This is a genomic window from Zemynaea arenosa, assembly GCF_004614185.1.
Lineage (GTDB): Bacteria > Pseudomonadota > Gammaproteobacteria > Burkholderiales > Burkholderiaceae_D > Telluria > Telluria arenosa.
In genome coordinates this window covers 1-23,264 of record NZ_SPVF01000256.1, presented here as the reverse complement: position 1 = coordinate 23,264, position 23,264 = coordinate 1, and the positions used below count along the sequence as shown (strand labels likewise).

General features: G+C 66.5%; 21 protein-coding genes, 1 tRNA gene and 1 pseudogene. 9 read left to right on the top strand and 14 right to left on the bottom strand.

Annotation, left to right across the window (positions count from 1 at the left end; all coding sequences use genetic code 11):
- Nucleotides 1-216, bottom strand: a pseudogene (locus tag E4L96_RS20890) (hypothetical protein); the annotation flags it as partial.
- A 151-nt stretch (nt 217-367) separates the two neighbouring features.
- On the opposite strand from E4L96_RS20890, the gene E4L96_RS20885 reads away from it, so the two are divergent.
- Together E4L96_RS20885 and E4L96_RS20880 are read left to right on the top strand one after the other, a co-directional pair.
- Nucleotides 368-444, top strand: a tRNA-Pro gene (locus E4L96_RS20885).
- Nucleotides 445-589: 145 nt separating this feature from the next.
- Complete coding sequence (locus E4L96_RS20880) at nt 590-1,201, top strand: PEP-CTERM sorting domain-containing protein (RefSeq protein ID WP_135209148.1); 612 nt, start codon at nt 590-592, stop codon at nt 1,199-1,201.
- A gap of 57 nt (nt 1,202-1,258) precedes the next feature.
- Here the strand turns inward: E4L96_RS20880 and E4L96_RS20875 are convergent, their stop codons facing one another.
- Nucleotides 1,259-1,777, bottom strand: coding sequence for a cupin domain-containing protein (locus E4L96_RS20875; RefSeq protein ID WP_135209147.1), 519 nt, complete (start codon nt 1,775-1,777; stop codon nt 1,259-1,261).
- A gap of 113 nt (nt 1,778-1,890) precedes the next feature.
- Between E4L96_RS20875 and E4L96_RS20870 the strand changes: the two genes are divergently transcribed.
- Complete coding sequence (locus tag E4L96_RS20870) at nt 1,891-2,775, top strand: LysR family transcriptional regulator (protein ID WP_135209146.1); 885 nt, start codon at nt 1,891-1,893, stop codon at nt 2,773-2,775.
- An 8-nt stretch (nt 2,776-2,783) separates the two neighbouring features.
- On the opposite strand, the gene E4L96_RS20865 is transcribed toward E4L96_RS20870, so the two are convergent.
- From E4L96_RS20865 to E4L96_RS20820, 10 genes are read right to left on the bottom strand one after another with little or no spacing between them, the layout of a single operon-like run.
- A complete protein-coding gene (locus E4L96_RS20865) occupies nt 2,784-3,695 on the bottom strand; it encodes a hydroxymethylglutaryl-CoA lyase (protein ID WP_135209145.1) in 912 nt (303 codons plus the stop codon).
- Nucleotide 3,696: 1 nt separating this feature from the next.
- Entirely contained in the window at nt 3,697-4,626 is a 930-nt protein-coding gene (locus E4L96_RS20860) for a 2-hydroxyacid dehydrogenase (protein WP_135209144.1), read from the bottom strand.
- Nucleotides 4,627-4,637: 11 nt separating this feature from the next.
- Nucleotides 4,638-6,662, bottom strand: a complete 2,025-nt coding sequence (locus tag E4L96_RS20855; RefSeq protein WP_135209143.1) for an acetyl/propionyl/methylcrotonyl-CoA carboxylase subunit alpha — start codon at nt 6,660-6,662, stop codon at nt 4,638-4,640.
- A 58-nt stretch (nt 6,663-6,720) separates the two neighbouring features.
- Nucleotides 6,721-7,752 (bottom strand): biotin synthase BioB, encoded by a 1,032-nt coding sequence (gene bioB / locus E4L96_RS20850; protein WP_135209142.1) that lies wholly within the window; start codon nt 7,750-7,752, stop codon nt 6,721-6,723.
- A gap of 22 nt (nt 7,753-7,774) precedes the next feature.
- On the bottom strand, nt 7,775-8,563 hold the full coding sequence (gene bioD, locus E4L96_RS20845; protein ID WP_135209141.1) for a dethiobiotin synthase: 789 nt from the start codon (nt 8,561-8,563) through the stop codon (nt 7,775-7,777).
- Nucleotides 8,560-9,747, bottom strand: coding sequence for an 8-amino-7-oxononanoate synthase (gene bioF, locus E4L96_RS20840; protein WP_135209140.1), 1,188 nt, complete (start codon nt 9,745-9,747; stop codon nt 8,560-8,562). Before bioF ends, bioD begins: the two co-directional genes overlap by 4 nt.
- Nucleotides 9,748-9,754: 7 nt before the next feature.
- Nucleotides 9,755-11,113: an adenosylmethionine--8-amino-7-oxononanoate transaminase gene (gene bioA, locus E4L96_RS20835; RefSeq protein ID WP_135209139.1), complete on the bottom strand. Its 1,359-nt coding sequence runs from the start codon at nt 11,111-11,113 to the stop codon at nt 9,755-9,757.
- Nucleotides 11,101-11,886, bottom strand: a complete 786-nt coding sequence (locus E4L96_RS20830; RefSeq protein WP_135209138.1) for an enoyl-CoA hydratase/isomerase family protein — start codon at nt 11,884-11,886, stop codon at nt 11,101-11,103. The genes bioA and E4L96_RS20830 overlap by 13 nt, the downstream gene beginning before the upstream one ends.
- A 15-nt stretch (nt 11,887-11,901) precedes the next feature.
- Complete coding sequence (locus E4L96_RS20825; protein WP_135209137.1) at nt 11,902-13,509, bottom strand: carboxyl transferase domain-containing protein; 1,608 nt, start codon at nt 13,507-13,509, stop codon at nt 11,902-11,904.
- 8 nt (nt 13,510-13,517) lie between these two features.
- Nucleotides 13,518-13,940 (bottom strand): YchJ family protein, encoded by a 423-nt coding sequence (locus E4L96_RS20820; RefSeq protein ID WP_135209136.1) that lies wholly within the window; start codon nt 13,938-13,940, stop codon nt 13,518-13,520.
- Between the two features lie 433 nt (nt 13,941-14,373).
- Here E4L96_RS20820 and E4L96_RS20815 point away from each other — a divergent pair, with 433 nt between their 5' ends.
- Nucleotides 14,374-14,568 (top strand): DUF1902 domain-containing protein, encoded by a 195-nt coding sequence (locus tag E4L96_RS20815; RefSeq protein ID WP_229414662.1) that lies wholly within the window; start codon nt 14,374-14,376, stop codon nt 14,566-14,568.
- 191 nt (nt 14,569-14,759) lie between these two features.
- Here the strand turns inward: E4L96_RS20815 and E4L96_RS20805 are convergent, their stop codons facing one another.
- Together E4L96_RS20805 and E4L96_RS20800 are read right to left on the bottom strand one after the other, a co-directional pair.
- The gene (locus tag E4L96_RS20805) at nt 14,760-16,001 is read right to left on the bottom strand and encodes a D-amino acid dehydrogenase (protein ID WP_135209133.1); all 1,242 of its coding nucleotides are present in this window, start codon (nt 15,999-16,001) and stop codon (nt 14,760-14,762) included.
- Between the two features lie 121 nt (nt 16,002-16,122).
- Nucleotides 16,123-17,487 (bottom strand): serine hydrolase domain-containing protein, encoded by a 1,365-nt coding sequence (locus E4L96_RS20800; RefSeq protein ID WP_135209132.1) that lies wholly within the window; start codon nt 17,485-17,487, stop codon nt 16,123-16,125.
- A 284-nt stretch (nt 17,488-17,771) separates the two neighbouring features.
- On the opposite strand from E4L96_RS20800, the gene E4L96_RS20795 reads away from it, so the two are divergent.
- The 5 genes from E4L96_RS20795 to E4L96_RS20775 all read left to right on the top strand — a co-directional run.
- A complete protein-coding gene (locus E4L96_RS20795; RefSeq protein WP_135209131.1) occupies nt 17,772-18,506 on the top strand; it encodes a GntR family transcriptional regulator in 735 nt (244 codons plus the stop codon).
- A gap of 84 nt (nt 18,507-18,590) precedes the next feature.
- Nucleotides 18,591-19,472, top strand: a complete 882-nt coding sequence (gene murQ, locus E4L96_RS20790) for an N-acetylmuramic acid 6-phosphate etherase (protein ID WP_135209130.1) — start codon at nt 18,591-18,593, stop codon at nt 19,470-19,472.
- Nucleotides 19,473-20,729: an MFS transporter gene (locus E4L96_RS20785; RefSeq protein ID WP_135209129.1), complete on the top strand. Its 1,257-nt coding sequence runs from the start codon at nt 19,473-19,475 to the stop codon at nt 20,727-20,729.
- Nucleotides 20,726-21,871: an acyltransferase family protein gene (locus tag E4L96_RS20780; protein ID WP_135209128.1), complete on the top strand. Its 1,146-nt coding sequence runs from the start codon at nt 20,726-20,728 to the stop codon at nt 21,869-21,871. The genes E4L96_RS20785 and E4L96_RS20780 overlap by 4 nt, the downstream gene beginning before the upstream one ends.
- Before the next feature lie 18 nt (nt 21,872-21,889).
- Nucleotides 21,890-23,264, top strand: a 1,375-nt coding sequence (locus E4L96_RS20775) for a glycoside hydrolase family 10-like protein (RefSeq protein ID WP_135209127.1), incomplete at its 3' end; no start/stop codon positions are given.

Below are 23,264 nucleotides of genomic sequence, written 5' to 3'. Positions count from 1 at the left end.
GTCCTGCACCACGGGCGGCGGGGGCGGAGCCGGCCGCACCCACACCATCATGCGCTGCGGCACCTCGGCCGGGGCGGGCCGGCCTACCAGGCCCGAGCGCACGGCAAGCAGCAGCACCGCATGCGCCACCAGCGAGACGCCCACCCCGAGCGCCACGCGGCGGCTGGGGAAGCGGGGCATCGCAAACGACTGCGGTTCAGCGTACACAGCGGACAAGAACGTCTCCGGGCAGGGGCGGGGAAGCCGCCATGTTCGCATATCTGGTGAAAATGTTAACCCGGCGCTTACATTTGCTCATACTTTCGGGCACCACATGTGCGGCTGTCCTTGCCCTGGCGCGGTCCGCGCCGTATAATGACCCTTCGTTCGGAGTGTAGCGCAGCCCGGTAGCGCATCTGCTTTGGGAGCAGAGGGTCCAAGGTTCGAATCCTTGTACTCCGACCAGAATCAAACGGAACAGGCCGCCTTCGGGTGGCCTGTTTTGTTTCCTGCCTTTGCTCAGACTGCCTGTTGCGCCAGCGCAGCATTTCATTTCCTTGCGGCAATACTCTGGAGCAGCCCATGTGGGCGTTTCCAATGAGGAATAATCATGAGCACAAGGAGATGGATCGCCGCTCTCGCCCTGGCGGGCGCGGGCGTTGGCGCGCAAGCGGCCAGCCCGCCCGGCAACCTGCTGGTCAATGGCGATTTCGAGGCCGACTATCGAATCACCGGCTGGAACGCCTCGCTCGTGACGAGCACGCGCAGCCTGGCCTACCTGATCGACGGCACCCGGTCGGTGTACACCAATATTTGCTTCCTGATGCATTGCGACGATACGCCGACCTCGGGCGCCAGCATTATCCAGCTGGTCAGCACGACCGCCGGGCAGAGCTATGACTTCAGCTTCGCCGCGCGCAGCGGTAACGCGCCGGGCACGATCACGCTGTTCTGGGACGGCTTGCTGGTGCAGCAGATGGAGGTGGCGGCCGGGCCGGTCCAGACCTTCGAGTTCGACGGGCTCACAGCGAGCGGGGCCGGAACCAGGCTGGCGCTGTACTTCCGGAATCCGACCAATGGCGGCCTCTCGCTGGACAATCTGGTGCTGCAGCCATCCGTGGTCACGGCGGTGCCCGAGGCGAGCCAGGCGGCGATGCTGCTGGCCGGCCTCGGCCTGGTGGGGCTGGCGCGGCGCCGGAGCCGCTCACCCCGCTTCACCTAGAGCAGGTGGGCAAGCCGGGCGGCGGTGTGGCTGCCGCCCGGCAGCATCGTCCTTCCTTCAGTTCCCTTCCCAGTAGTCCACCTTCTGCCCCAGCTTGCCCATCGTCCGCAAGCCGAGCTCGCTCACGCCATCGCCCTGCGCATCGCGGATCAGCACGCCGTACTTGCCCGTCTCCGGAAATTCCGCGACTTCCGGCGAGCGGGTGGTGCCGAAGGCCAGGTAGCGCAATTCGGTCGTGCCCGTGTTGATGAGCTGGTGGGCCGTCTCCGGGCCGCCAGCGGGGCAGGCGATGATGTCGCCCGCGCGGATCGGATAGGTTTCCGGGCCGATCCTTACCTGCCCGGTGCCCTCCAGCACGATGAACATCTCCTCATTCACCCGGTGGCTGTGGAACGGGAACGCGCGGAAGCCCGGCGCCAGCGCCACCAGGTTGCCGCTCAGCTGCTGCATGCCGGTGCGCGGGCCGATGGCCGCCAGCCGCCCGGCATAGCGCTCGGCCGCCGGGCCATGCGGCGCGTACTGCGGCGGCAGTGGCTGCGGGTCGAGTTCGTCGATGTTCACGATGGGGTGGGTCATGATGCCTCCTGGTTGAGTACGGACCCAGTATATGCGCGATCGAACGGCTGAAAAACGACCTCCGAGGTAATACAATGTCAAAACCATTTTGACAATCGGCGTCGCTTCACCGCATGTTCAACCTGAACCGCTTCCAGTACTACGCCGCCATCGTGGATTGCGGCTCCCTGACCCGCGCGGCGGAACAGCTGGCCGTTACCAAGGCGATGCTCAGTTTCCAGCTCAAGCAGCTGGAGGCCGAGCTCGGCGTGGCCCTGCTGACCCGCACCACGCGCAAGCTGGTGCCGACCGAAGCGGGGCTGCGCTTCTATCACGACTGCCAGTCCGTATTGCAGCAGGCCCAGGCCGCGGTCGATGGCGCGCGCAGCCGCCACAGCACCTTGTCCGGCCGCCTGCGCGTCACCTCGACCGCGGAATATGGTGACCACGTGGTGGTCCCTGCCCTTGCCGATTTCGCGCGCCTGCACCCGGAGCTGGAGGTGTCGTTCTTTGCGGCGTCCGCACCGGCGGACCTGGTGGCCGAACGCTTCGACCTCGCGATCCGCCTCGGCACCCTCGCCGATTCAAGCTACCGCGCCACGCAGCTGGGCCGCTTCGAGCCAGTCGCCGTCGCCGCGCCCTCGTACCTGGGCGGCACGCTGCCCGCCACACCTGAACAACTGGCGCAGCTGGACGGCATTTTCCATGAACGTTTTCTGGGGCCACTGGCGTGGACCGAGCGGACCACGGGGACCGTGCATCTGGTGGAGCAGCGGCGCGGCCGCATGCTGGCCGACCACGCGCGCGGCATGCTGGCCTTCGTGCGCGCCGGTGGCGGCGTCGCCGTGCTTCCAGAATGGCTGGTGGCCGATGCGCTCGCGCGCGGGGAGCTGGTGCGGCTGCTGCCCGGCTACACGCTGCCGCCGCAGGGCATACACGCGGTCTATCCGGACACGCGCCACGTGCCGGCCAAGGTGGCGCTCTTCATCGCCTGGATGAAGGAGCGCCTGGGCGCATGATGAGCTGATCAGCCGGCGCGCTTGGCCGCCAGCGCGTTCCCGGCCCGGCTGTTCCCCTTGCGGCCCAGCTGCCCCATGATGAACAGGCCCGCATCGACCACCTTATCGAGGTCGATGCCGGTCTCGATGCCGAGGCCATGGAGAAGATAGACCACATCCTCGGTAGCCACGTTGCCGGTCGCGCCCTTGGCGTACGGGCAGCCGCCCAGGCCGGACACGCTGGAATGGAAGATCGAGACGCCCACTTCCAGGCTGGCGTAGATGTTGGCCAGCGCCTGGCCGTAGGTATCGTGGAAATGGCCTGCGATGCGGTCCAGGTGGAACTCACGCGCGGCGGTTTCCATTACCGCCTGCGTCTTGCGTGCGGTGGAGACGCCGATGGTGTCCGCGATGTCGATTTCGTCGCAGCCCAGGTCGCGCATACGGCGCACCACGTCCGCCACGGACTCCAGCGGGACCTCGCCCTGGTAGGGGCAGCCGAACGAGCAGCTGATCGAGCCGCGCAGCCGCAGGCCGTTGGCCTTGGCCGCTGCCGCCACGGGCTCGAAGCGCGCGATCGATTCGGCGATCGAGCAGTTGATGTTCTTCTGCGAGAAGGCTTCGGAGGCGGAGCCGAAGATTACTACTTCGTCCGCCTTCGCTGCGAGGGCCGCCTCGAAACCCTGCATGTTCGGCGTGAGAGCCGAGTAGATGGTACCGGCACGCCGCGTGATCTTGTCCATGACTTCACGCGAAGTCGCCATCTGCGGCACCCACTTCGGCGACACGAAGGACGCCGCCTCGATGTTGGCGAAGCCCGCGGCCGACAGCATGTCCACCAGCTGGATCTTGGCCTCGGCGGAGACGTTCTCCTTCTCGTTCTGCAGCCCGTCGCGCGGGCCCACTTCAACGATCTTGACGGTCTTCGGCAGGGTGTTCATGTCAGTATCCTTTGCTGCGGTCGACCACATCGGCGACCGGTTCGTTGCGTTCCAGCGCGCGCATCTTGCCCGCGATCTGCTGCACGCTCTCGGTGCGCAGGGTGAGGGCGGAGATGTGCGGCGTGATCGTGATTCTGCGCTCGTCCCAGAACGGATGCTGCGGCGGCAGCGGTTCTTCGCTGAAGACGTCCAGCGTGGCCCCGGCGATATGCCCTTCCCGCACCAGGGCAAGCAGGTCCTCTTCAACTACATGACCACCACGGGCCACATTGATCACATATGCGGGCTGCTGCAGGCTTTGCAAGCGGGCGCGGTTCAGCAGCCCTTGCGTCTCGGGGGTCAGCGGCAGCATGCAGACCAGCACGCGCGTCCCTTGCAGGAAGTCGTCCAGCTGTTCCATGCCCGCGAAGGTGGCCACGCCTTCGATCTGCTTCGGCGACCGGCTCCAGGCGCGCAGCGGAAAGCCGAAGTGGCGCAGCGCCTCCGCCACCCGCGCGCCAAGCACGCCGACGCCGAGGATGCCGACAGTGAAATCGTTGCGGCGATGCTGCGGCAGCGGCTTCCAGGTGCGTTCGCGCGCCAGCTGCTCGTATTCGTCCAGCCGCCGGTAGTAGCGCAGCACCGCGTGCGTCACGTATTCCGCCATCTGCACCGCCATGCCGGCATCGCCGAGGCGGATGATGGGCACCGGCGGCAGCTGGTCATTGAACTTCATGATCGCATCGACACCGGCGCCGGTGAGGAAGATCGCCTTCACATGCTGCAGGTGCGGCACCAGCGCGGGCGGCGGAGACCACAGCACGGCGTAGTCGCAGGGCGCGATGTCCTCACCCTCGCGCCAGACCACGACCTCCGCCTCCGGCAGTGCGGCCGCGAAGTCCTCGATCCAGGGCGCGGTATTCCCGTCCGCCCGGTGCAGCAGGATGCGCATGAGAGGTTTCCTTACGCCGCCTTGAAGGCCAGCAGCGGCGCGCCGTCCGCCACCTGGTCGCCAACCTGGTACAGCACGTCTTCCACCACACCGTCGTTGGGCGCCGAGATGGTGTGCTCCATCTTCATCGCTTCCATGATCACCAGCGGCGCGCCCTTCTTGACCTCCTGGCCCTTGGACGCGATCACCGCGACCACCTTGCCCGGCATCGGGGCCGTGAGGCGGCCGCCGGCGGTATCCGATTCGCCGACGTGCGCCATCGGGTCCGCCCATGCGAGCGTAAAGTGGCGGCCCCCGGTGAAGACATGGAAGCTGTCGCCATCGCGCAGCACGGTCGCGTGCATGGAAGTCTCACCCAGCTTGATCGACACATCGCGTCCATCGCGAGCGGACACCGAGAGCGGGAACTCGAAGCCGCCGATGCTCAGGTGCCAGCCCTGGTGATCGTAGGTGACGGTGATGTTGTAGGTGGTGTGCTCGTCGCTGAACGCGAGCTGGCGCTGGTAGACGCTGTTCAGGCGCCACCCGCGCGCATTGCCCCACGGGTCAGCCGGATTGGCGGAGACGCCTGCCGACGTGGCCTTCTCTTCTTCGATCAGCGTGACCGCCGCGAGAGCCAGCGCGCCAACCGGCGCGGCCTTCGACTGCGGGAACAAGGAGGCCGCGTTACGCTCGATGAGGCCCGTGTCCAGGTCCGCCGTGGCGAAGGCGTCACCTTCGACCAGCCGCTTGAGGAAGGCGATATTGGTCGCCAGCCCGACGATCTGGAACTCCGCCAGCGCCTGCGCCATGCGGGCCAGTGCCTGCGTGCGGTCCGCGCCCCAGACGATCAACTTCGCAATCATCGGATCGTAGAAGGGCGAGATGGCATCGCCCTGGCGCACGCCCGAGTCGATGCGCACGCCCGCCGGTTCCACGCCGCGCGTGCCGCCCAATTCAAAATTAACTGCGGCCGGGGTGCCCATGTGCCGCAGCGTGCCGATCGACGGCAGGAAGCCCTTCTCCGGGTTCTCCGCATACACGCGCGCCTCGATGGCGTGGCCGTGGATGGTCAGTTCGTCCTGCTTGAGCGGCAGCGGCTGGCCTGCGGCCACGCGCAGCTGCCATTCCACCAGGTCGGTCCCGGTGATCATTTCGGTGACCGGGTGCTCCACTTGCAGGCGCGTGTTCATCTCCATGAAGTAGAACGAGCCGTCCTGGTTGGCGATGAATTCGACGGTGCCAGCGCCAACGTAGCCCACAGCTTTCGCCGCAGCCACCGCAGCCTCGCCCATCGCGGCACGGCGCTCGGCCGTCATGCCCGGCGCGGGCGCTTCTTCCAGTACCTTCTGGTGGCGGCGCTGCACCGAGCAGTCACGCTCGAACAGGTAGACGCAATTGCCATGCGTGTCCGCGAACACCTGGATCTCGATGTGGCGCGGGCGCGTGAGGTACTTCTCGGCCAGCACCTTGTCGTCGCCGAAGGAGCTGATCGCCTCGCGCTTGCACGATTCCAGCGCGGCCTTGAAGTCCTCGGCCTTCTCCACCACGCGCATGCCCTTGCCGCCGCCACCGGCGCTGGCCTTGAGCAGCACCGGGTAGCCGATGCGGTCCGCTTCCTTCTGCAGCAGGTCGAAGTCCTGGTTGTCGCCGTGGTAGCCCGGCACCAGCGGCACGCTGGCCTTTTCCATCAGCTGCTTGGCGGCCGACTTGGAGCCCATCGCCCGCATCGAGGATGCCGGCGGGCCGATAAACACGAGCCCGGCATGCTCGCACGCCTCCGCGAATTCCGCGTTCTCGGACAGGAAGCCGTAGCCGGGGTGGATCGCCTCCGCGCCGGTGGCAATGGCCACGGCGATGATCTTGTCCCCACACAGGTAGCTTTCCTTGGCAGGCGCGGGCCCGAGCAGGACGGCCTCATCGCACACCGCCACGTGCTTGGCGTTGGCGTCCGCCTCCGAGTACACGGCCACGGTGCGGATGCCCATGCGGCGCGCGGTCGCGGCCACGCGGCAGGCGATTTCGCCACGGTTGGCGATGAGGATTTTCTTGAACATCGGTTGCGTCCCTTCGAGTCTTTGTTATCGCGTGAGTCGTTATTGCGTGAACCAGCAATCAGCCGCCGCAGCGTTCCTTGGGCGCCGCTTCCAGCGTGGTCGCGCGGGTCTTGAGCCCCAGCTTGGCCAGCAGGGCGCGGTCGCTGTCCGCTTCCGGATTGCCGGTGGTGAGCAGCTTGTCGCCGTAGAAGATCGAATTGGCCCCGGCCAGGAAGCACATCGCCTGGATCGCCTCACCCAGTTCGCGCCGTCCGGCGGACAGGCGAACGCGCGCCTGCGGCATGGTGATGCGCGCGACTGCGATGGTGCGCACGAACTCGAACGGATCGAGCGGCGGCAGGCCATGCAGCGGCGTGCCTTCCACCTGCACCAGGTGGTTGATGGGCACCGACTCGGGGTACGGGTTCATGTTGGCAAGTTGCGCGATCAGGCCCGCGCGGTGCGTGCGTTCTTCGCCCATGCCGACGATGCCGCCGCAGCAGACCTTCAGGCCCGCGCTGCGCACGCGGCCCAGCGTGTCCAGGCGGTCCTGGTATTCACGGGTCGAGATCACATCCCCGTAGAACTCGGGCGCGGTGTCGATGTTGTGGTTGTAGTAGTCCAGGCCCGCCTTCTTCAGCGCTTCGGCCTGGCCTTCTTCCAGCATGCCGAGGGTGGCGCAGGTTTCCAGGCCCAGGGCCTTCACCTCGCGCACCATGGCCTCGACCTTTTCCATGTCGCGCTCCTTCGGGCTGCGCCACGCTGCGCCCATGCAGAAGCGGGTGGCGCCGTGTTCCTTGGCTTCGCGCGCGGCATCCAGCACGGTGTCCAGGTCCAGGATCTTCTTGGCTTCCACGCCGGTGTCGTAGCGCGCGGCCTGCGGGCAGTAGCTGCAATCCTCTTCGCAGCCGCCGGTCTTGATCGACAGGAGGGTGGCCAGTTCCACGTCGCCCTCGGGGAAGCTGGCGCGGTGCACTTCGGCGGCGCGCAGCAGCAGGTCGTTGAAGGGCAGTTCGAACAGCGCGAGCACTTCCTGCACCGGCCAGGTGGCGTTGGCGGGTGCGGTGATCGGCTTGACCGGCGGGTGGAGAGTGACGACTTGGGATGACATTGCGGTATTCCTTGGTTTGGGATCAGCCTCGCCGCGCCGGCCATCCGGGCAGGGGGGTGAGGTCGAGATATGCGGCTGCTTCCGCGGCCGTCGGTTGTTCGAGAGTGGGCACGCGGCCCAGCAGCGGTGCCGGAATGCGCTCGGCCAGCGCGGCGACGTTTTCGTCCGCGAAGTTCATGGGACCGACTTCATTGGCGACCCAGCCGGCGATGACCAGGCCGCGCGCGGTGATCGCTTCCGCCGTCAGCAGCGCGTGGCTGATGCAGCCGAGCCGCATGCCGACCACCAGGATCACTGGGAGGCCGAGCTGGCGCGCCAGGTCCGCGGTATCGACGCTGGCGTTGAGGGGGACGCGAAAACCGCCCACGCCTTCCACCACCACCGCATCGGAGGCGGCGGCGATTTCGGCATAGGCGGCGATGATGGGAACGAGATCGATCTCCACGCCTTCCAGGGCGGCGGCGATGTGCGGTGCCGCCGGTTCGCGCAGCATGAAGGGCGTGGTGATGTTCTGCGGGAGCGTGACGTTGCCGGCGGCAGTCAGCATATCCGCGTCCTCGTTGCACAGGCGGCCGTCGCGCAGTTCGGCGCCTGCGGCCACGGGTTTCATCCCGCAGGCGCGCACGCCGTGTTCCACCAGCTTGTGGAGGATGGCGGCGGAGATCAGGGTCTTGCCGATTTCGGTGTCGGTGCCGGTGACGAAGCAGGCGAAGCGCGACGGAATGCCTTCCGCGGCCAGCGCCGGGCTGACGGCGGGCGCCAGGTCGACGCCGCCGGAGGCGATCACGCCGGCAGGTTCGTTGAGGCTCATGTCAGTTCCTTTTCCAATCCGTTGAGGGCGGCGGCGAGGCGGTCGATGTCCGCGTGCGTGTGCGCGGCGGACAGCGTGGCGCGCAGCCGCGCCGTGCCTGCGGGGACGGTGGGCGGGCGGATGACCGGGACCCATAACCCCTGCTCGTACAGTGCCGCTCCGGCACGCAGCGCGTCCTCGTTCGCGCCAATGACGATGGGCTGGATGGCGGTATCGGAGGGCAGGGCGCGCCAGTGGCGCAGCCGCAGCGCCTCGCGCAGCCGGGCCACCAGGGATTGTACGTGTGCCCGCCGCTGTACGCCTTCGCTGCCCTCGATCAGGTCCATGCTCGTGAGCAGCGCGTGCGCCAGCGCAGGCGGCGCGGCGGTGGTGAAGATGTAGGGGCGGGCGCGCTGCACCAGCGTCTCGATCACGCTCGCATGGGCGGCAACGAAGGCGCCACTGACACCAGCGGCCTTGCCCAGGGTGCCCACGTAAACGAGGTTCGGCGAGCGCAGGCCGAAATGTTCGAGCGCACCGTGGCCGCGCGCGCCCAGCATGCCGAAGCCGTGGGCGTCATCGACGACCAGCCAGGCATCGTGCTGTTCGCACAGCGCCAATAGCTGCGGGAGCGGAGCCAGGTTGCCGTCCATGCTGAAGACGCTGTCGGTAACGACCAGCTTGACCGTGGCGCGGCTGGCCTGCAGCCTGGCGGCCAGCGCATCGAGGTCCGCGTGCGGGTAGACGGTGACCTGTGCCTTCGCGAGGCGCGCACCGTCGATCAGGGAGGCGTGGTTCAGCGCTTCCGAGAAAATCTCGGCATCTGCGGACGCGCCCAGTGCGGTGAGCACCGCCAGGTTGGCCATGTAGCCGGTGCAAAAATACAGAGCTTTTGCGCTTTCGAGGTGTGCGTTCTGCATTTTTGCAAGACGTTCCTCCAGCTGCGCGTGGGCGCGGCTGTGGCCACTGATCAGGTGCGAGGCGCCGCTGCCCGTGCCATACAGCTCGGTGCCCTCGCGCAGCGCAGCCGCAATGGCGGGATGGGCCGCCAGGCCCAGGTAGTCGTTGCTCGCAAAGGCCAGCAGCTCGCGGCCATCGACCGTCATGCGCGGGGCGCAGGGCGTTTCCACCACGCGCAGGCGCCGCGTCAGGCTTTGCGCGTCGAGGTCGCGCAACTGCTGGTCGAGGGCGGCGAGGAGCTTCATATCGTTGTCAGCCCGCGATGACGTCTTCGAACGTGCGCAGGGTACGCTCGGCCAGCAGCGCCGTTTCATCGTCACTGAGCACGTACGGCGGCATCAGGTACATCGTGCGGCCGATGGGGCGCAGCAGCAGTTCGTTCTCGACGGCCTTGGCGAAGAAGCGGCGCGAGAAGGTCGCCGCCTTGTCTGCATCGTCCTCGATGGCGTCGAAGGCCCAGATCATGCCGCGCTGGCGGGCGTTGCGCACGCGCGGATGATCGGCCAGCGGGTGCAGGGCTTCGTTCAGCTGCGCGGCACGGGTGCGGTTGCGGGCGAGGACGTCTTCGTCGCGGAAGATCGCCAGCGTGGCCAGCGCCGCGCGGCAGGCCAGCGGGTTGCCGGTGTACGAGTGCGAGTGCAGGAAGCCGCGTGTCACGTCGCGGTCGTAGAAGGCCTGGTAGATGCTGTCGCGCGTGAGCACGATGGACAGCGGCAGGTAGCCACCGCTGATGCCTTTCGAGAGGCACAGGAAGTCCGGCCAGATGCCCGCCTGTTCGCTGGCGAAGAAGGTGCCGGTGCGGCCGCAGCCGACCGCGATTTCGTCGCAAATCAGGTGCACCTGATAGCGGTCGCATAGTTCGCGTATGAGTGTCAGGTACAGCGGATCGTGCATCGCCATGCCGGTGGCGCATTGGACCAGCGGCTCGACGATGATGGCGGCAATCTTGTCGGCACGCTCGGCGAACAGCTTTTCCACGTCCGCGGCGGCACGGCGGGCCACGTCCTGCGTGGTTTCGCCATCGCGGGCCAGGCGCGCATCGGGCGAGGCCACGGTGCGGGCGGCGCGCAGCAGCGGGCCGTAGGCATCCTTGAACAGGGCGACGTCGGTGACGGCCAGCGCGCCGATGGTCTCGCCGTGATAGGAGCCTTCCAGGCAGACGAATTCCTGCTTCTCGCTGCGGCCGGAATTGCGCCAGTAGTGGAAGCTCATCTTGAGCGCGATTTCGACGGCCGACGCGCCATCGGAGGCGTAGAACGCATGTCCCAAGGTGCCGCCAGTGAGCGCGGACAGCTGCTCCGAGAGCTGCACCACCGGCTCGTGCGTAAAGCCCGCGAGCATCGCGTGTTCGAGCGTGTCCAGCTGGTCGCGCAGCTCCGCGTTGATGCGGCGATTGGCGTGGCCGAACAGGTTCACCCACCAGGAGCTGATGCCATCCAGGTAGCGCTTGCCCTCATGGTCGTACAGCCACACGCCGCGGCCATGGCTGACGGCGATCAGCGGCACCGTTTCGTGGTGCTGCATCTGGGTGCACGGATGCCACACGCTGCGCAGGCTGCGCGCGACCCAGTCTTGCGATGCGGTGCCGGGAGCCTGGTTCAGTTCAGCCATGACGGTTTGCGTTTTTCGAGGAAGGACGCGACACCTTCCTTGCCCTCGCCGGATGCGCGGATGTCCGCGATGCGGCTGGCCGTATCCTGCAGCAGCGCCTGCGTCACCGGCTGCGCCACCATGTCGCGCACCAGCGTCTTGGCCTGCTTGACGGCGTTCGGGCTGTTGGAGACCAGGGCCTTGACGATGCCGCTGACCACCGGGCCAAGATCATTGATTCCGCAGACCTCGTGCAGGAAGCCGATCCGGTGCGCCTCCTGCGCCGAAAAACGCTCCGCGGTCAGGAAGTAGCGCCGCGCCGCGTTCTCGCCCATCGCCTTGATCACATAGGGCGAGATGGTGGCCGGGATCAGGCCGAGCTTCACCTCGGACAGGCAGAAGTTCGCCTCCTCGATGGCCACCGCGATGTCGCAAGCTGCGACCAGGCCCATGCCACCGGCGTAGCAGTCGCCCTGGATCTTGGCGACGGTCGGCTTGGGACATAGGTAGATGGTGCGCAGCATGTCGGCCAGCGCCAGCGCGTCGGCGGTGTTCTCGGCGTGCGAGTAGCCCGCCATCTTCTTCATCCAGTTCAGGTCCGCGCCGGCGCAGAAGGCTGGACCGTTCGCGGCCAGCACAATCGCGCGTACTTCGTCGTCGCGGCCCAGCGTATCGAAGGCCAGCGCCAGCTCGGAGATGGTGGTCTCGTTAAACGCGTTGCGCACATCCGGGCGGTTGAGTGTGACGGTAGCAACGCGGTCGGCCACCGTGACGTCGAGCGTGGTATAGGTCATCGCAAGCTCCTTGCCTTACATGCGGAAGACGCCGAACTTGGTATCTTCAATCGGCTTGTTGAGGGCCGCCGAGATTCCCAGGCCCAGCACCATGCGGGTGTCGGCGGGGTCGATCACGCCGTCGTCCCACAGGCGCGCGGTGGCGTAGTAGGGGTGGCCCTGGTGCTCGTACTGGTCCTTGATCGGCTGCTTGAACGCCGCTTCCTCGTCCGCCGACCACGACCCGCCCTTGGCCTCGATGCCATCGCGCTTGACGGTAGCCAGCACCGATGCCGCCTGGTCGCCGCCCATCACCGAGATGCGCGCATTGGGCCACATCCACAGGAAGCGCGGCGAGAACGCGCGGCCGCACATACCGTAGTTGCCGGCGCCGAAGCTGCCGCCGATGATGACGGTGAACTTCGGCACCGATGCGGTGGCGACGGCCGTGACCATCTTGGCGCCATTGCGGGCGATGCCTTCGTTCTCGTACTTGCGGCCGACCATGAAGCCGGTGATGTTCTGCAAAAAGACCAGCGGGATCTTGCGCTGGCAGCACAGCTCAATGAAGTGCGTGCCCTTGAGCGCGGACTCGGAGAACAGGATCCCGTTGTTGGCGATGATGCCGACCTTGACGCCGTAGATATGGGCGAAGCCGCACACCAGCGTGGTGCCGTAGCGGGCCTTGAACTCGTCGAATTCGGAGCCGTCCACCACGCGCGCGATCACTTCGCGCACGTCGAAGGGCTTGCGGGTGTCGACCGGGATCACGCCGTACAGTTCTTCCGGTGCGTACTTGGGTTCCACGGATTCGCGCAATGCCATTTGCTGCGGCTTTACGCGGTTCAGGTTCGAGACGATGGTGCGCGCCATCGAGAGCGCGTGCAGGTCGTTCTGCGCCAGGTGGTCGGCCACCCCGGACAGGCGGGTGTGTACGTCGCCGCCGCCCAGGTCTTCGGCCGACACCACTTCGCCGGTCGCCGCCTTCACCAGCGGCGGGCCGCCGAGGAAGATGGTGCCCTGTTCCTTGACGATGATCGACTCGTCGCTCATCGCGGGCACATAGGCGCCGCCGGCGGTGCAGGAGCCCATCACCACCGCGATCTGCGGGATGCCCTGGGCGCTCAGGTTGGCCTGGTTGTAGAAGATGCGGCCGAAGTGGTCGCGGTCGGGGAAGACGTCGTCCTGGTTGGGCAGGTTCGCGCCGCCGGAGTCCACCAGGTAGATGCAGGGCAGGTGGTTCTGCTCCGCGATCTCCTGCGCGCGCAGGTGCTTCTTGACCGTCATCGGGTAATAGGTGCCGCCCTTGACGGTGGCGTCGTTGCAGACGATGACGCATTCCTGGCCGGAGACGCGGCCGATGCCGGTGATGATGCCCGCGGCCGGCGCGGCGCCGTCATACATCTCGTAGGCGGCCAGCTGGGAGAATTCGAGGAAGGGCGTGCCCGGATCGAGCAGCATCTGGACGCGGTCGCGCGGCAGCAGCTTGCCGCGGGCGACGTGCTTGGCGCTGGCGGCTTCGCCTCCGCCCTGGGACGCGGCGGCCACGCGGGCGCGCAGGTCGTCCACCAGCTTTTGCATCGCGGCCGCATTGGCCTTGAAGTCGTCTCCGCGCGGATTGAGTTTGCTCTCGATGTGGGGCATGGATGTCCTTATTGGTCCGGGAAGGTGCCGTCGACGTAGAACCAGCGGGCGATGCCGTCTTTCGCCTCTTTCTTGAAGCGGCTGATCTCGTGCAGGCGGTGGCCGCGGCCGTCAATACGGTAGCGGGCCACGAACTCCACGAAGTCCTCGTCCGGGGCAGATTCTGCTTTACGTTGACGTAAACGTAAAGCAGATTTTACCTCAAGTCCGAGCCATTGCAGCTTGTCATTTTGGTCAATGACGGGCTCGGTAGGGCGGGTGGAGGAATGCCAAGTGGCCTGCAGGTAGGGCTCGTTCCTCTGCACGTACGCGGTGTAGCGCGAGCGCATGAGCTCCTCGGCCGTCCGCGGCACCTCGGCGCCGCTGATAAACCGGCCGCAGCAGGCATCAAAGTTCTTGCCGCCGCAGGGGCAGGGCTGAAGGGAAGGCATCGCAGGCGCTGTCTGGACAAAACGCCATTATCCGCTGTTTCCCCGCCGCGCGCCGGGCCCCAGAGAGCCGGACAATTCAGGCGTTTACGCAACCCGCAGACTTGCTTGCGACACCTGTCGCGGCCAGCGCGGGGAACGAGCGGTGCTCATCGATCGAGAATGAGCATATCCACCCGCACGGAGAAATCATTTCTCTGTTAAGCCGAGAGAGAGTTGGCGCTGCTGGCCGTCGACAACGCCAAACTGCGAGGGCGCTCATTGAATAGCCCAGGGAGGCACGGTCCCTGTCTAGCCTGATGCATAATGGGCGTCAGACCGGCAGGGTCGCGCGCGCGAATTAGAGCTTGTCGGCGAAGAGGAGAGTTACGTGTACCGGATCGGATTTCCGTTGTGGCGGCAGGCGGCGCGGTTGGGTGTGCCCCTGTCCTTACGCGTGGACGTCATTCACGATGCCGAGGCCCAGGTGTATGTGGCCACCAGCGAGGACCTGCGTGGCCTCGTGTGCGAGGCTGCGACCATCGAAGAACTTCGTAGCGAGGTCGAGGGCGCCGTCATGGATCTGCTGGACGTCTACCTCAAGCGGCGCGTGAGCCCGCCCGTAACGGACATGCGGCTCCGGGCTGCATGATCGGCTACTACAAGCAGGTGACCGAATGTCTACGCCAGCACGGCTTCTTTTGCTTCGCACCGGAAAAGGGTCGCATGAAATCTGGAGCAATGGCCGCTTGGCGTTGACTGTTCCATTTCACTGCAAATCCCGCCACACCGCAAACGGCATCCTGAAAGATGCCGACATCGACCACAAGATTTGAGATCAGGTCAGCGGTAGGCCAGCTCACCCAGCGCGAAGGGGGCGGCCTGGCCGGTCATGAGCTTGGCCAGGATGGCGGCGGTGCCGCAGGCGAAGGTGAAGCCGAGGGGGCCGTGGCCGACGTTGAGCCACAGATTCGGCAGAGGCGTGGCGCCGAGGATCGGGGCGCTGTTCGGGGTGGCCGGGCGCAGGCCGGCCCAGGGCGACACCTGGTTGTAGTCGGCCGCTTGCGGCATGGTCTCCTTCACCAGCCGCAGCAGGGAGTCGACGCGCGCCGGGTCCAGTGAGAGGTCTTCGCCCACCATGTCCACCATCGCCGCCACGCGCAGCTTGTCGCCGATGCGGGCGTACAGGGTCTTGCGTTCGAAGTCGGTCACGCTGATCTGCGGCGCGCGGTGCTGCGGGCCGATCGGCGCGGTCAGGCTATAACCTTTCAGGGGGTACAGCGGCAGCGACAGCCCGGCCGTCGCGCCCAGGGTGCGGCTCTGGATGCCCGCTGCCAGCACATAGGCATCGGTCGCCATTGGGCCTAAGGAAGTCTCAATGCCCGACACGCGACCATTGTGGACCGCAAACCGGTACGCGTCCGCGTGCACGATCCCGCCAAAACGCGGATGCGCCCGCAGCCGGCTGGCCACCGCCAGGCAGAACGCATGGCAGTCCGCCACCGCCTCCCCACGCGTGAAGATGCCGCCCGCCAGCTGCGCGCGCGCCTCCTGCAGCGCCGGTTCGATCACCGCGCACTCGGCCGCCGACAGCACCTCGCGCGCGTCCTCGGATTCGGGACGGCCGACCGCGCCGTCAAACATCTTCTTCGAGCGGTAGACCACCAGCTTGCCCGCATCGCGCCACGCGAACTCGTCCAGCGGAATGTTGACCTCCAGCTGGGCCATCGACTGGCGCGACAACTCGCCCAGCTCCAGCAGCTTGGCCGTGGTCTTGCGGTTGGCGTTGGCGTTGCAGCGGGCCAGGAACTGGGCCAGCCAGCGCCATTGGCGCGGATCGGCTTCGAGACGAAACTTGAGCGGGCTGTCCTTCTCGAACATCCATTGCAGGCCCTTGAGCGGCACCCCGGCGTCCGCGAACGGCGCCACATAGCGGTAGCTCAGCTGCCCGCCGTTGCGGTAGCTGGCGGCCTGGCCGACCTGGGGTTCGCGCTCCAGCAGGGTCACGTGGTAACCCGCTTCCAGTAGCCACCAGGCCGACGTCAGACCGACCACACCGCCACCGATGACCAAGACCTGCTGCATTGAGCCTCACACTAATTTAACAAACGTCCTGTGAGCTTAGGGTCTGGTGTGTTGCCCGGCTAATGAATGTGCATCGGCAGACCATAACCGCCGCTTATGTCGCCCCTTGGCAGGGGGCAACTCAGTCGGCGCGGGCCAGGATGGCGCGGCGGTACATGGCATCCAGGATCTGTTCCTGGAAGCGCGCCATGGACGAGTGCTTGCCCTTGTACTTCTCGGGATCGGTGGAGGTGCCGCCGACCAGGGCAATCATGCCGTTGCCCTTGGCCAGGTCGACCATGAAGACGGACATCAGCCCGTAGGCGTCGCCCAGGTGGCCCGCCGCCGCAAAGCCGCCGCCCTCGACGACCGTCTGACCCTCGTGGTCGAAGAACTGCTGGTTGCCCATGCCCCAGGCGTAGAACAGGCCGTCGTTGGAGTCGCCGTTGCCGCCCTTGCCATCGTAGGTCCACTGGCGGGTGAACATGCGCGCCAGCGTCTCCGGCTTGAGAATCTGGTGCCCCTCGTGGCGGCCCTGGTTGACCAGCAGGGCCATCAGCTTGCCCATGTCCGGCGCCGAGATGCGCAGCCCGCCCGTGGGGCTGAATGGCGTGGCATTGGTGCCGATGCTGTACTTGTCGATGCCCAGCGGCGGCACCGGCGCCTTGGCCGTGTAGTCGTCCACCTGCGGCACCCATGGGCCGGCGGGCGTCCAGGCCGCGTCGTCATCGGTCGCGCGCTTGCGGTACAGGGTGGCCACATTGGCCAGCTCGCCCGCGGAGAATTCCGCCGGGTTATACCCGCCACGGATGCCCAGCGGATCGAGGATCAGGCGCCGCATCAGGCGGTCGAAGCGCTCGCCCGTCACGCGCTCCATCATGGTGCCGATCACGCCCCAGTTCAGGTTGCAGTAGGTGAAATAGTCGCCCGGCGCCGCCTTGTCCGACCACATCTCGCCCTTGCCGTATTCGCGCGCGCCCGGCACCAGGATGTCCTTGAGCGCGTGGTCGTTGCTCCAGGAGTAGCCCGCTGCGTCGCGCAGTGACGAGGTGTGGGTCAGCAGGGTGCGCAGGGTCACCGGCCGGTTGGGGAAATGCGGATTCTTGAGCGGGAAGCCGAGGTACATGCCGGCGTCCGTGTCCAGCGCCAGCTTACCTTCCTCCACCAGGCGCATCACGCCCAGCGTGGTCACCATCTTGGAGATCGAGGCGATGCGGAACATGGTGTCGCGGGTGACGGCGGGACCCCCCGTGCCCTCGATGTGGCGGCGGCCCGCCTGATGCTCGTACACCACCCGCCCATGGCGCATTGCCAGCACGGACAGGCTGGCCAACTCGCAGGTGGGATTGGCGGCGATGGCGTCCAGTTCCGCATCCAGCTTGAGCAGACCGGTGACTGGTGCCGGCGCGGGTGCCAGCTCCGCCAGTCCCTGCGCGTTGGTGTTGAGTACGCGGCTCATCCCACCCAGCAAAGCCAGGCCCAGCAGTGCGCGTCGTCCTTGTTGCATGATCGGTGTCCTGAAAAGGGTGGGAACAGAGCCGCAGTCTGAGCCGGGAGGATATGCTTGAGTTAAGACCAGTTCCAATGAATTGGTATGCGCAGACCATAACTTTTTGATATGCGCGGGATAAGAATGCTCATTTGATCACTCTTGGCGGAGTCCCTGCGCGCCCCCACATAACCTCCACTCATGCAAAGTCAGGTTTATTTCATGCCGGGGCGCCGCTGCGGCGGGCCGGATTTATGAGTACACTTGGTACAGAGGAAACGACCGCCCGGCACACAATTGTAATGACCATCAGTGATTTCAAGGCAGACCTGAACGACAACACGCCCCTGTACATGCAGGTGGCGCGCAAGCTCATGCAGGATCTGCGCGACGGCCGCTACCAGGTCGACCAGGCATTGCCTTCGGAGCGGGTGCTGTCGGAACAGCTGGACGTCTCGCGCGTCACCGCGCGCAAGGCCATCGACCAGCTGGTCGAGCAGGGCCTGGTGGTGCGCAAGCGCGGCTCGGGCAACTATGTGGCGCCGCGCATCGAGCAGCCGCTATCCAACCTGTCCAGTTTCTCGGAGCAGCTGCAGCAGCGCGGCTACAAGCCCAGTTCGCAGTGGCTCAAGCGCGCGGTCGTGATGGCCTCGGCTGAAGAGCAGATGACCCTGGGCCTGTCGCCCAACACCCGCGTGGCCCGCCTGGAGCGCCTGCGCCTGGCGGACGATGTGGTCATGGCCTACGAGGTCAGCACCCTGCCCGCCAGCGTGCTGCCGAAGCCGGAGGCGGTGGGCAGCTCGCTCTATGAATACCTGAACCGCAGCGGCCACCAGCCCGTGCGCGCCCTGCAGCACATCCGCGCCATGAATGCCTCGGCCACGCTGGCCGAGCAGCTGGGCGTGCCGGAAGGGCAGGCCGTCCTGTTCATCACCCGCGTCGGCTACCTGGAAACGGGGCAGGCGGTCGAGCTCACCCATTCCTACTGCCGCAGCGACCACTACGACTTCGTGGCCGAGATGCGGCGCGTGTCCTAACCCGGCATTTCGATAACTTTTCGGAATGACAACGCCCGCTCCTTTCATAGGGAGCGCCCCGTCTTTTGGTATTACACTGGTCCCATGCTGAAGACCGAAACACCCAATCAGGAGCATACCGGCCTGGACCAGTATGCAACGCCCGACCTGGTCGCCGCGCTGGTGGACGACCAGCTGCACGCCATCGACGCCGTGCGCAAGGCCGGTCCCCAACTGGCCGCCGCCGTGGAAGCCGCGCTGCCGCGCATCGACGCGGGCGGGCGCCTGCTGTACGTTGGCGCCGGAACCTCCGGCCGCCTCGGCGTGCTCGATAGCGTGGAGTTGAACCCGACCTTCTCCTGGCCGCACGAGCGCGCGGTGGCCTTGATTGCCGGCGGCGCCCAGGCCATGTACGTGGCCGTGGAAGGCGCCGAGGATGACCTGGACCAGGGCGCGGCCGACCTGCGCGGATTGAACCCGGGCCCCAACGATGTGGTGCTGGCGCTGGCCGCCTCCGGCCGCACGCCCTATGTGCTGGGCGCCGTCCGAGCGGCCAAGGAACTCGGCGCCCTGACCATCGGCTTCGCCAACAACGCCCAGGCCCCGGTGGCCGCCGAGGCGGACGTGGGCATCACCCTCGATACCGGCTCCGAGATCATCTCCGGCAGCACGCGCCTGAAGGCCGGGACCTCGCAGAAGATCGCGCTGAACACGTTCTCGTCGGCCCTGATGGTCCGCCTGAACAAGGTGTATGGCAACCTGATGGTCGACTTCCGCCCCACCAACACGAAGCTGGTGCAGCGCGCCGTGCGCCTGACCATGATCGCCACCGGCGCCGACGAGGCAGCGGCGCGGTCCGTGCTCGAACAGTGCGGTTATCATGTGAAGACCGCCATCGTGGCGATTTCGAAAAACACCAGCGTCGATGCGGCGCGCGCCCTGCTGGAGCAGGCCCGCGGCAGCGTACGACAAGCCCTCGCAGGATAGATGAAGACAACGAATCCCTGGCTGTGGGTGCCTTCCCTCTACTTCGGCCAGGGCATTCCGTATGCGGTGGTGATGACCATTTCGGTCATCATGTACAAGAACCTCGGCGTGTCCAACACGGACATCGCGCTTTACACCGCGTGGCTGTACCTGCCGTGGGTGATCAAGCCTCTGTGGTCCCCGCTGGTGGACATGTTCCGCACCAAGCGCTTCTTCATCACCACCTTGCAGTTCGTGATGGGCGTGGGGCTGGCGCTGGTGGCGCTGACGCTCAAGATGCCGTCCTTCTTCCAGATGTCGCTGGCCGTGCTGTGGCTCATTGCGTTTGCCTCGGCCACGCACGACATCGCGGCCGACGGCTTCTACATGCTCGGCATGCCGACCAAGCTGCAGGCCGCCTACGTGGGCGTGCGCAGCGTGTTCTGGCGCCTCGCGCAGATCGCGGGGCAGGGCGCGCTGGTGTGGCTCGCGGGCCGGCTCGGTGAGCAGCTGCTGGATGTGAAGCTGGCCTGGTCGATCGTCTTTTTCATCCTCGCGGCGCTGTTCATCGTGCTGTTCGTGTGGCACCAGATCATCCTGCCGCGACCCGCGGACGACCGCGCGGTGCGCAACGAGCACGGGCACCTGGCGGAATTCTTCCTCACCTTCCGCAGCTTCTTCGCCAAGCCGAACATCCTGCTGATCCTTGGCTTCCTGCTCACCTTCCGCCTCGGCGAGGCGCAGCTGGTCAAGCTGGTGGCGCCGTTCCTGCTGGACCCTCTCAGCAAAGGTGGCCTGGGCCTGTCGACCGCGGACGTGGGCCTCGCGTACGGCACCATCGGCGTCTCCGCGCTGGTGGCGGGCGGACTGCTGGGCGGGTTGGTCATCTCCCGCGTGGGCCTCAAGCGCGCCCTGTGGCCGATGGTGTTCGCGATGCACCTGCCGGACCTGATCTTCGTGTATCTCGCCAGCGCGCAGCCGCAGAACTTTGGCCTGGTCTCGGCCTGCATCGCGGTCGAGCAGTTCGGCTATGGCTTCGGTTTCACCTCCTACATGCTGTACATGATGATGGTGGCGCAGGGCGAGCATAAGACCTCGCATTACGCGATCTGCACCGGCTTCATGGCGCTCGGGATGATGCTGCCGGGGATGGCCAGCGGCTACATCCAGGACCACATCGGTTACCAGCACTTCTTCATCTGGGTGTGCGTGGCCACGATCCCGGCCTTCATCATGGCCGCGCTGGTGAAGATCGATCCGGACTTCGGCAAGAAATGAAGGTGCCCGCGAGCCCGCGCCTGCTGTCGCTGGACGCCTTCCGCGGTTTCACCATCGCCGCCATGGTCCTGGTGAACAACCCGGGCGACTGGGGCAACCTGTACCCGCAGCTGGAACACGCCAAGTGGAACGGCTGGACCTTCACGGACCTGATCTTCCCGTTCTTCCTGTTCATCGGCGGAGTGTCGATGGCCTTGTCGCTGGGCCGCCTGGCGGAGGCCGGAGCCAGCAAGCCGCAGCTGCTGCGCAAGCTGGCCAGGCGCGCGGCCCTGATCTTCCTGATCGGCTTCCTGCTCAACCTGATCCCCTACTTCAACTGGCCGCATGTGCGCATCCCCGGCGTGCTGCAGCGGATCGCGCTGTGCACCCTGCTGTCCGCGCCCATCGTCGTCTACTTCCGCTGGCGCGGGCAGCTGGCGTGGATCGCGGGGCTGCTCACGCTCTACTCGGTGCTGATGCTGTGCGTGCCCGTCCCCGGCATCGGCGCCGGAGTGCTGGAGCCGGGCCGGGACTTCGGCGCCTGGGTCGACCGCATGCTGATGGACGGCCACCTGTGGGTGCAGTCCAAGACCTGGGATCCGGAAGGTCTCGTCTCGACCCTGCCCGCCATCTGCAGCCAGCTGTTTGGGGTGCTCGCCGGGCGCTGGCTGTTGGCGCAAGTGCCACGCACCGAGCAAACCGTGTGGCTGCTGCTGGCCGGGCTGCTGTTCGCGTGGCTGGGCACCGTGTTCGACGCCATCCTCATGCCGATCAATAAGGCATTGTGGACGCCCTCCTACTGCTTCCTCAGCACCGGCTTTGCCCTGCTGTTTCTGGCGGCCTTTTACTGGCTGCTGGATGTGAATCCCTACCCCGCGGTGCGCGCGGCGGCGGCCCGCTGGTCCAAGCCATTCGTCATCTACGGCATGAACGCACTGTTCATTTTTGCGTTCTCGGGCCTCGTCGCTAAAATGCTCGGCTTTATCAAGCTGGCGCAGCCCGACGGCACGCTGGCGCCGCTGGGCAAGCTGCTGTATGCGCCCATCCGCGCGCTGCCGCTTGGGCCGGTCAATACCTCTCTGCTGTACGCGGTGCTGTTCAACCTGTGCATGTTCGCGCTCGCGTGGGGCATGTGGCGGCGCCGCTGGTTTGTCAAAGTTTAAAGCTGTGAAGGAAGACGCATGAAACGACGCGCGTTCGCCCTGGCCGGGATGGCCGGAGCCCTGTCGCTGTTTGCCGGTTGCTCGACCACGCCGGTGGTGACCACCACCACGACTACCACCGTTCCCGCGGGCACGGCGGACACGCCGCCGCCCGCGCCACGCGAGTTCCGCGCCGCCTGGGTGTCCACGGTGGCGAACATCGACTGGCCGTCCAAGCCGGGCCTCCCGGCCGCGCAGCAGCAGGCGGAAGCCATCGCCATCCTGGACCGCGCCCGGTCGCTGAACCTCAATGCGATCATCCTGCAGGTGCGCCCCTCGGCGGACGCGATCTACGCATCGAAGATCGAGCCGTGGTCCGAGTACCTGACCGGCACCATGGGCCAGGCGCCGCAGCCGTGGTACGACCCGCTCAAGTTCTGGGTGCGCGAGGCGCATGCGCGCGGGCTGGAGCTGCACGCATGGTTCAACCCGTACCGCGCGCGCCATTCGGGCGCCAAGTCGGTGCCGTCGCGCGACCACATCTCGAATGCCAACCCAAGTGCGGTACGCACCTATGGGAATTTCCTGTGGATGGACCCGGCCGACGAGACGGCATCGAAGCAGACGCTGGATGTCATCACCGATGTCGTGAAGCGCTATGACGTCGACGGCGTCCATCTCGACGACTATTTCTATCCTTACCCAGAAACCGACAACGGGCTCAATCCCTCCGCCCCCAGGACCGAGGTCGATTTCCCGGACCAGGTGACCTGGACGCGCTACCTGCAGGGCGGCGGGAAGCTGGACCGGCCGTCCTGGCGGCGCCAGAACGTGAACCGCCTGATCGAAGCGATGTACGCGGCGGTCCACAAGGAGAAGCCGTGGGTGCGCGTGGGCATCAGTCCCTTCGGCATCGGGCGGCCGGACCGCAGGCCGCCGACCATCTCGGGCTTTTCGCAGTACGACAAGCTGTATGCGGACGCCGAGACCTGGCTGCAGAATGGCTGGCTCGATTACCTCGCGCCGCAGCTCTACTGGCCGGTGAGCCAGACCGCCCAGGCCTACGACGTGCTGCTGGACTACTGGATCGCCCAGAACACGCGGGCACGTCATGTGTGGCCCGGGCTTTTCACGAGCCGCATCGGGGCGGTTCCGCCCGCGCGGGACTATACGCCGGAAGAAGTGGTCAACCAGATCGCCCTCACGCACCAGCGGCCCGGCGCGACCGGGCATATCCACTTCAGCATGATTACGCTGATGGAGAACCGCAAGGGCATCTCGGACCAGCTGCTGTCGGTGCACTACGCGTCGCCGGCGCTGGTGCCCGCGACGCCGTGGCTGGGCAACGGCGCGCCGCCGGTGCCCGCGGTGGCGGCGAAGCGCGAGCAGGGTGGCGTGAAGCTGCGGTTCGCGC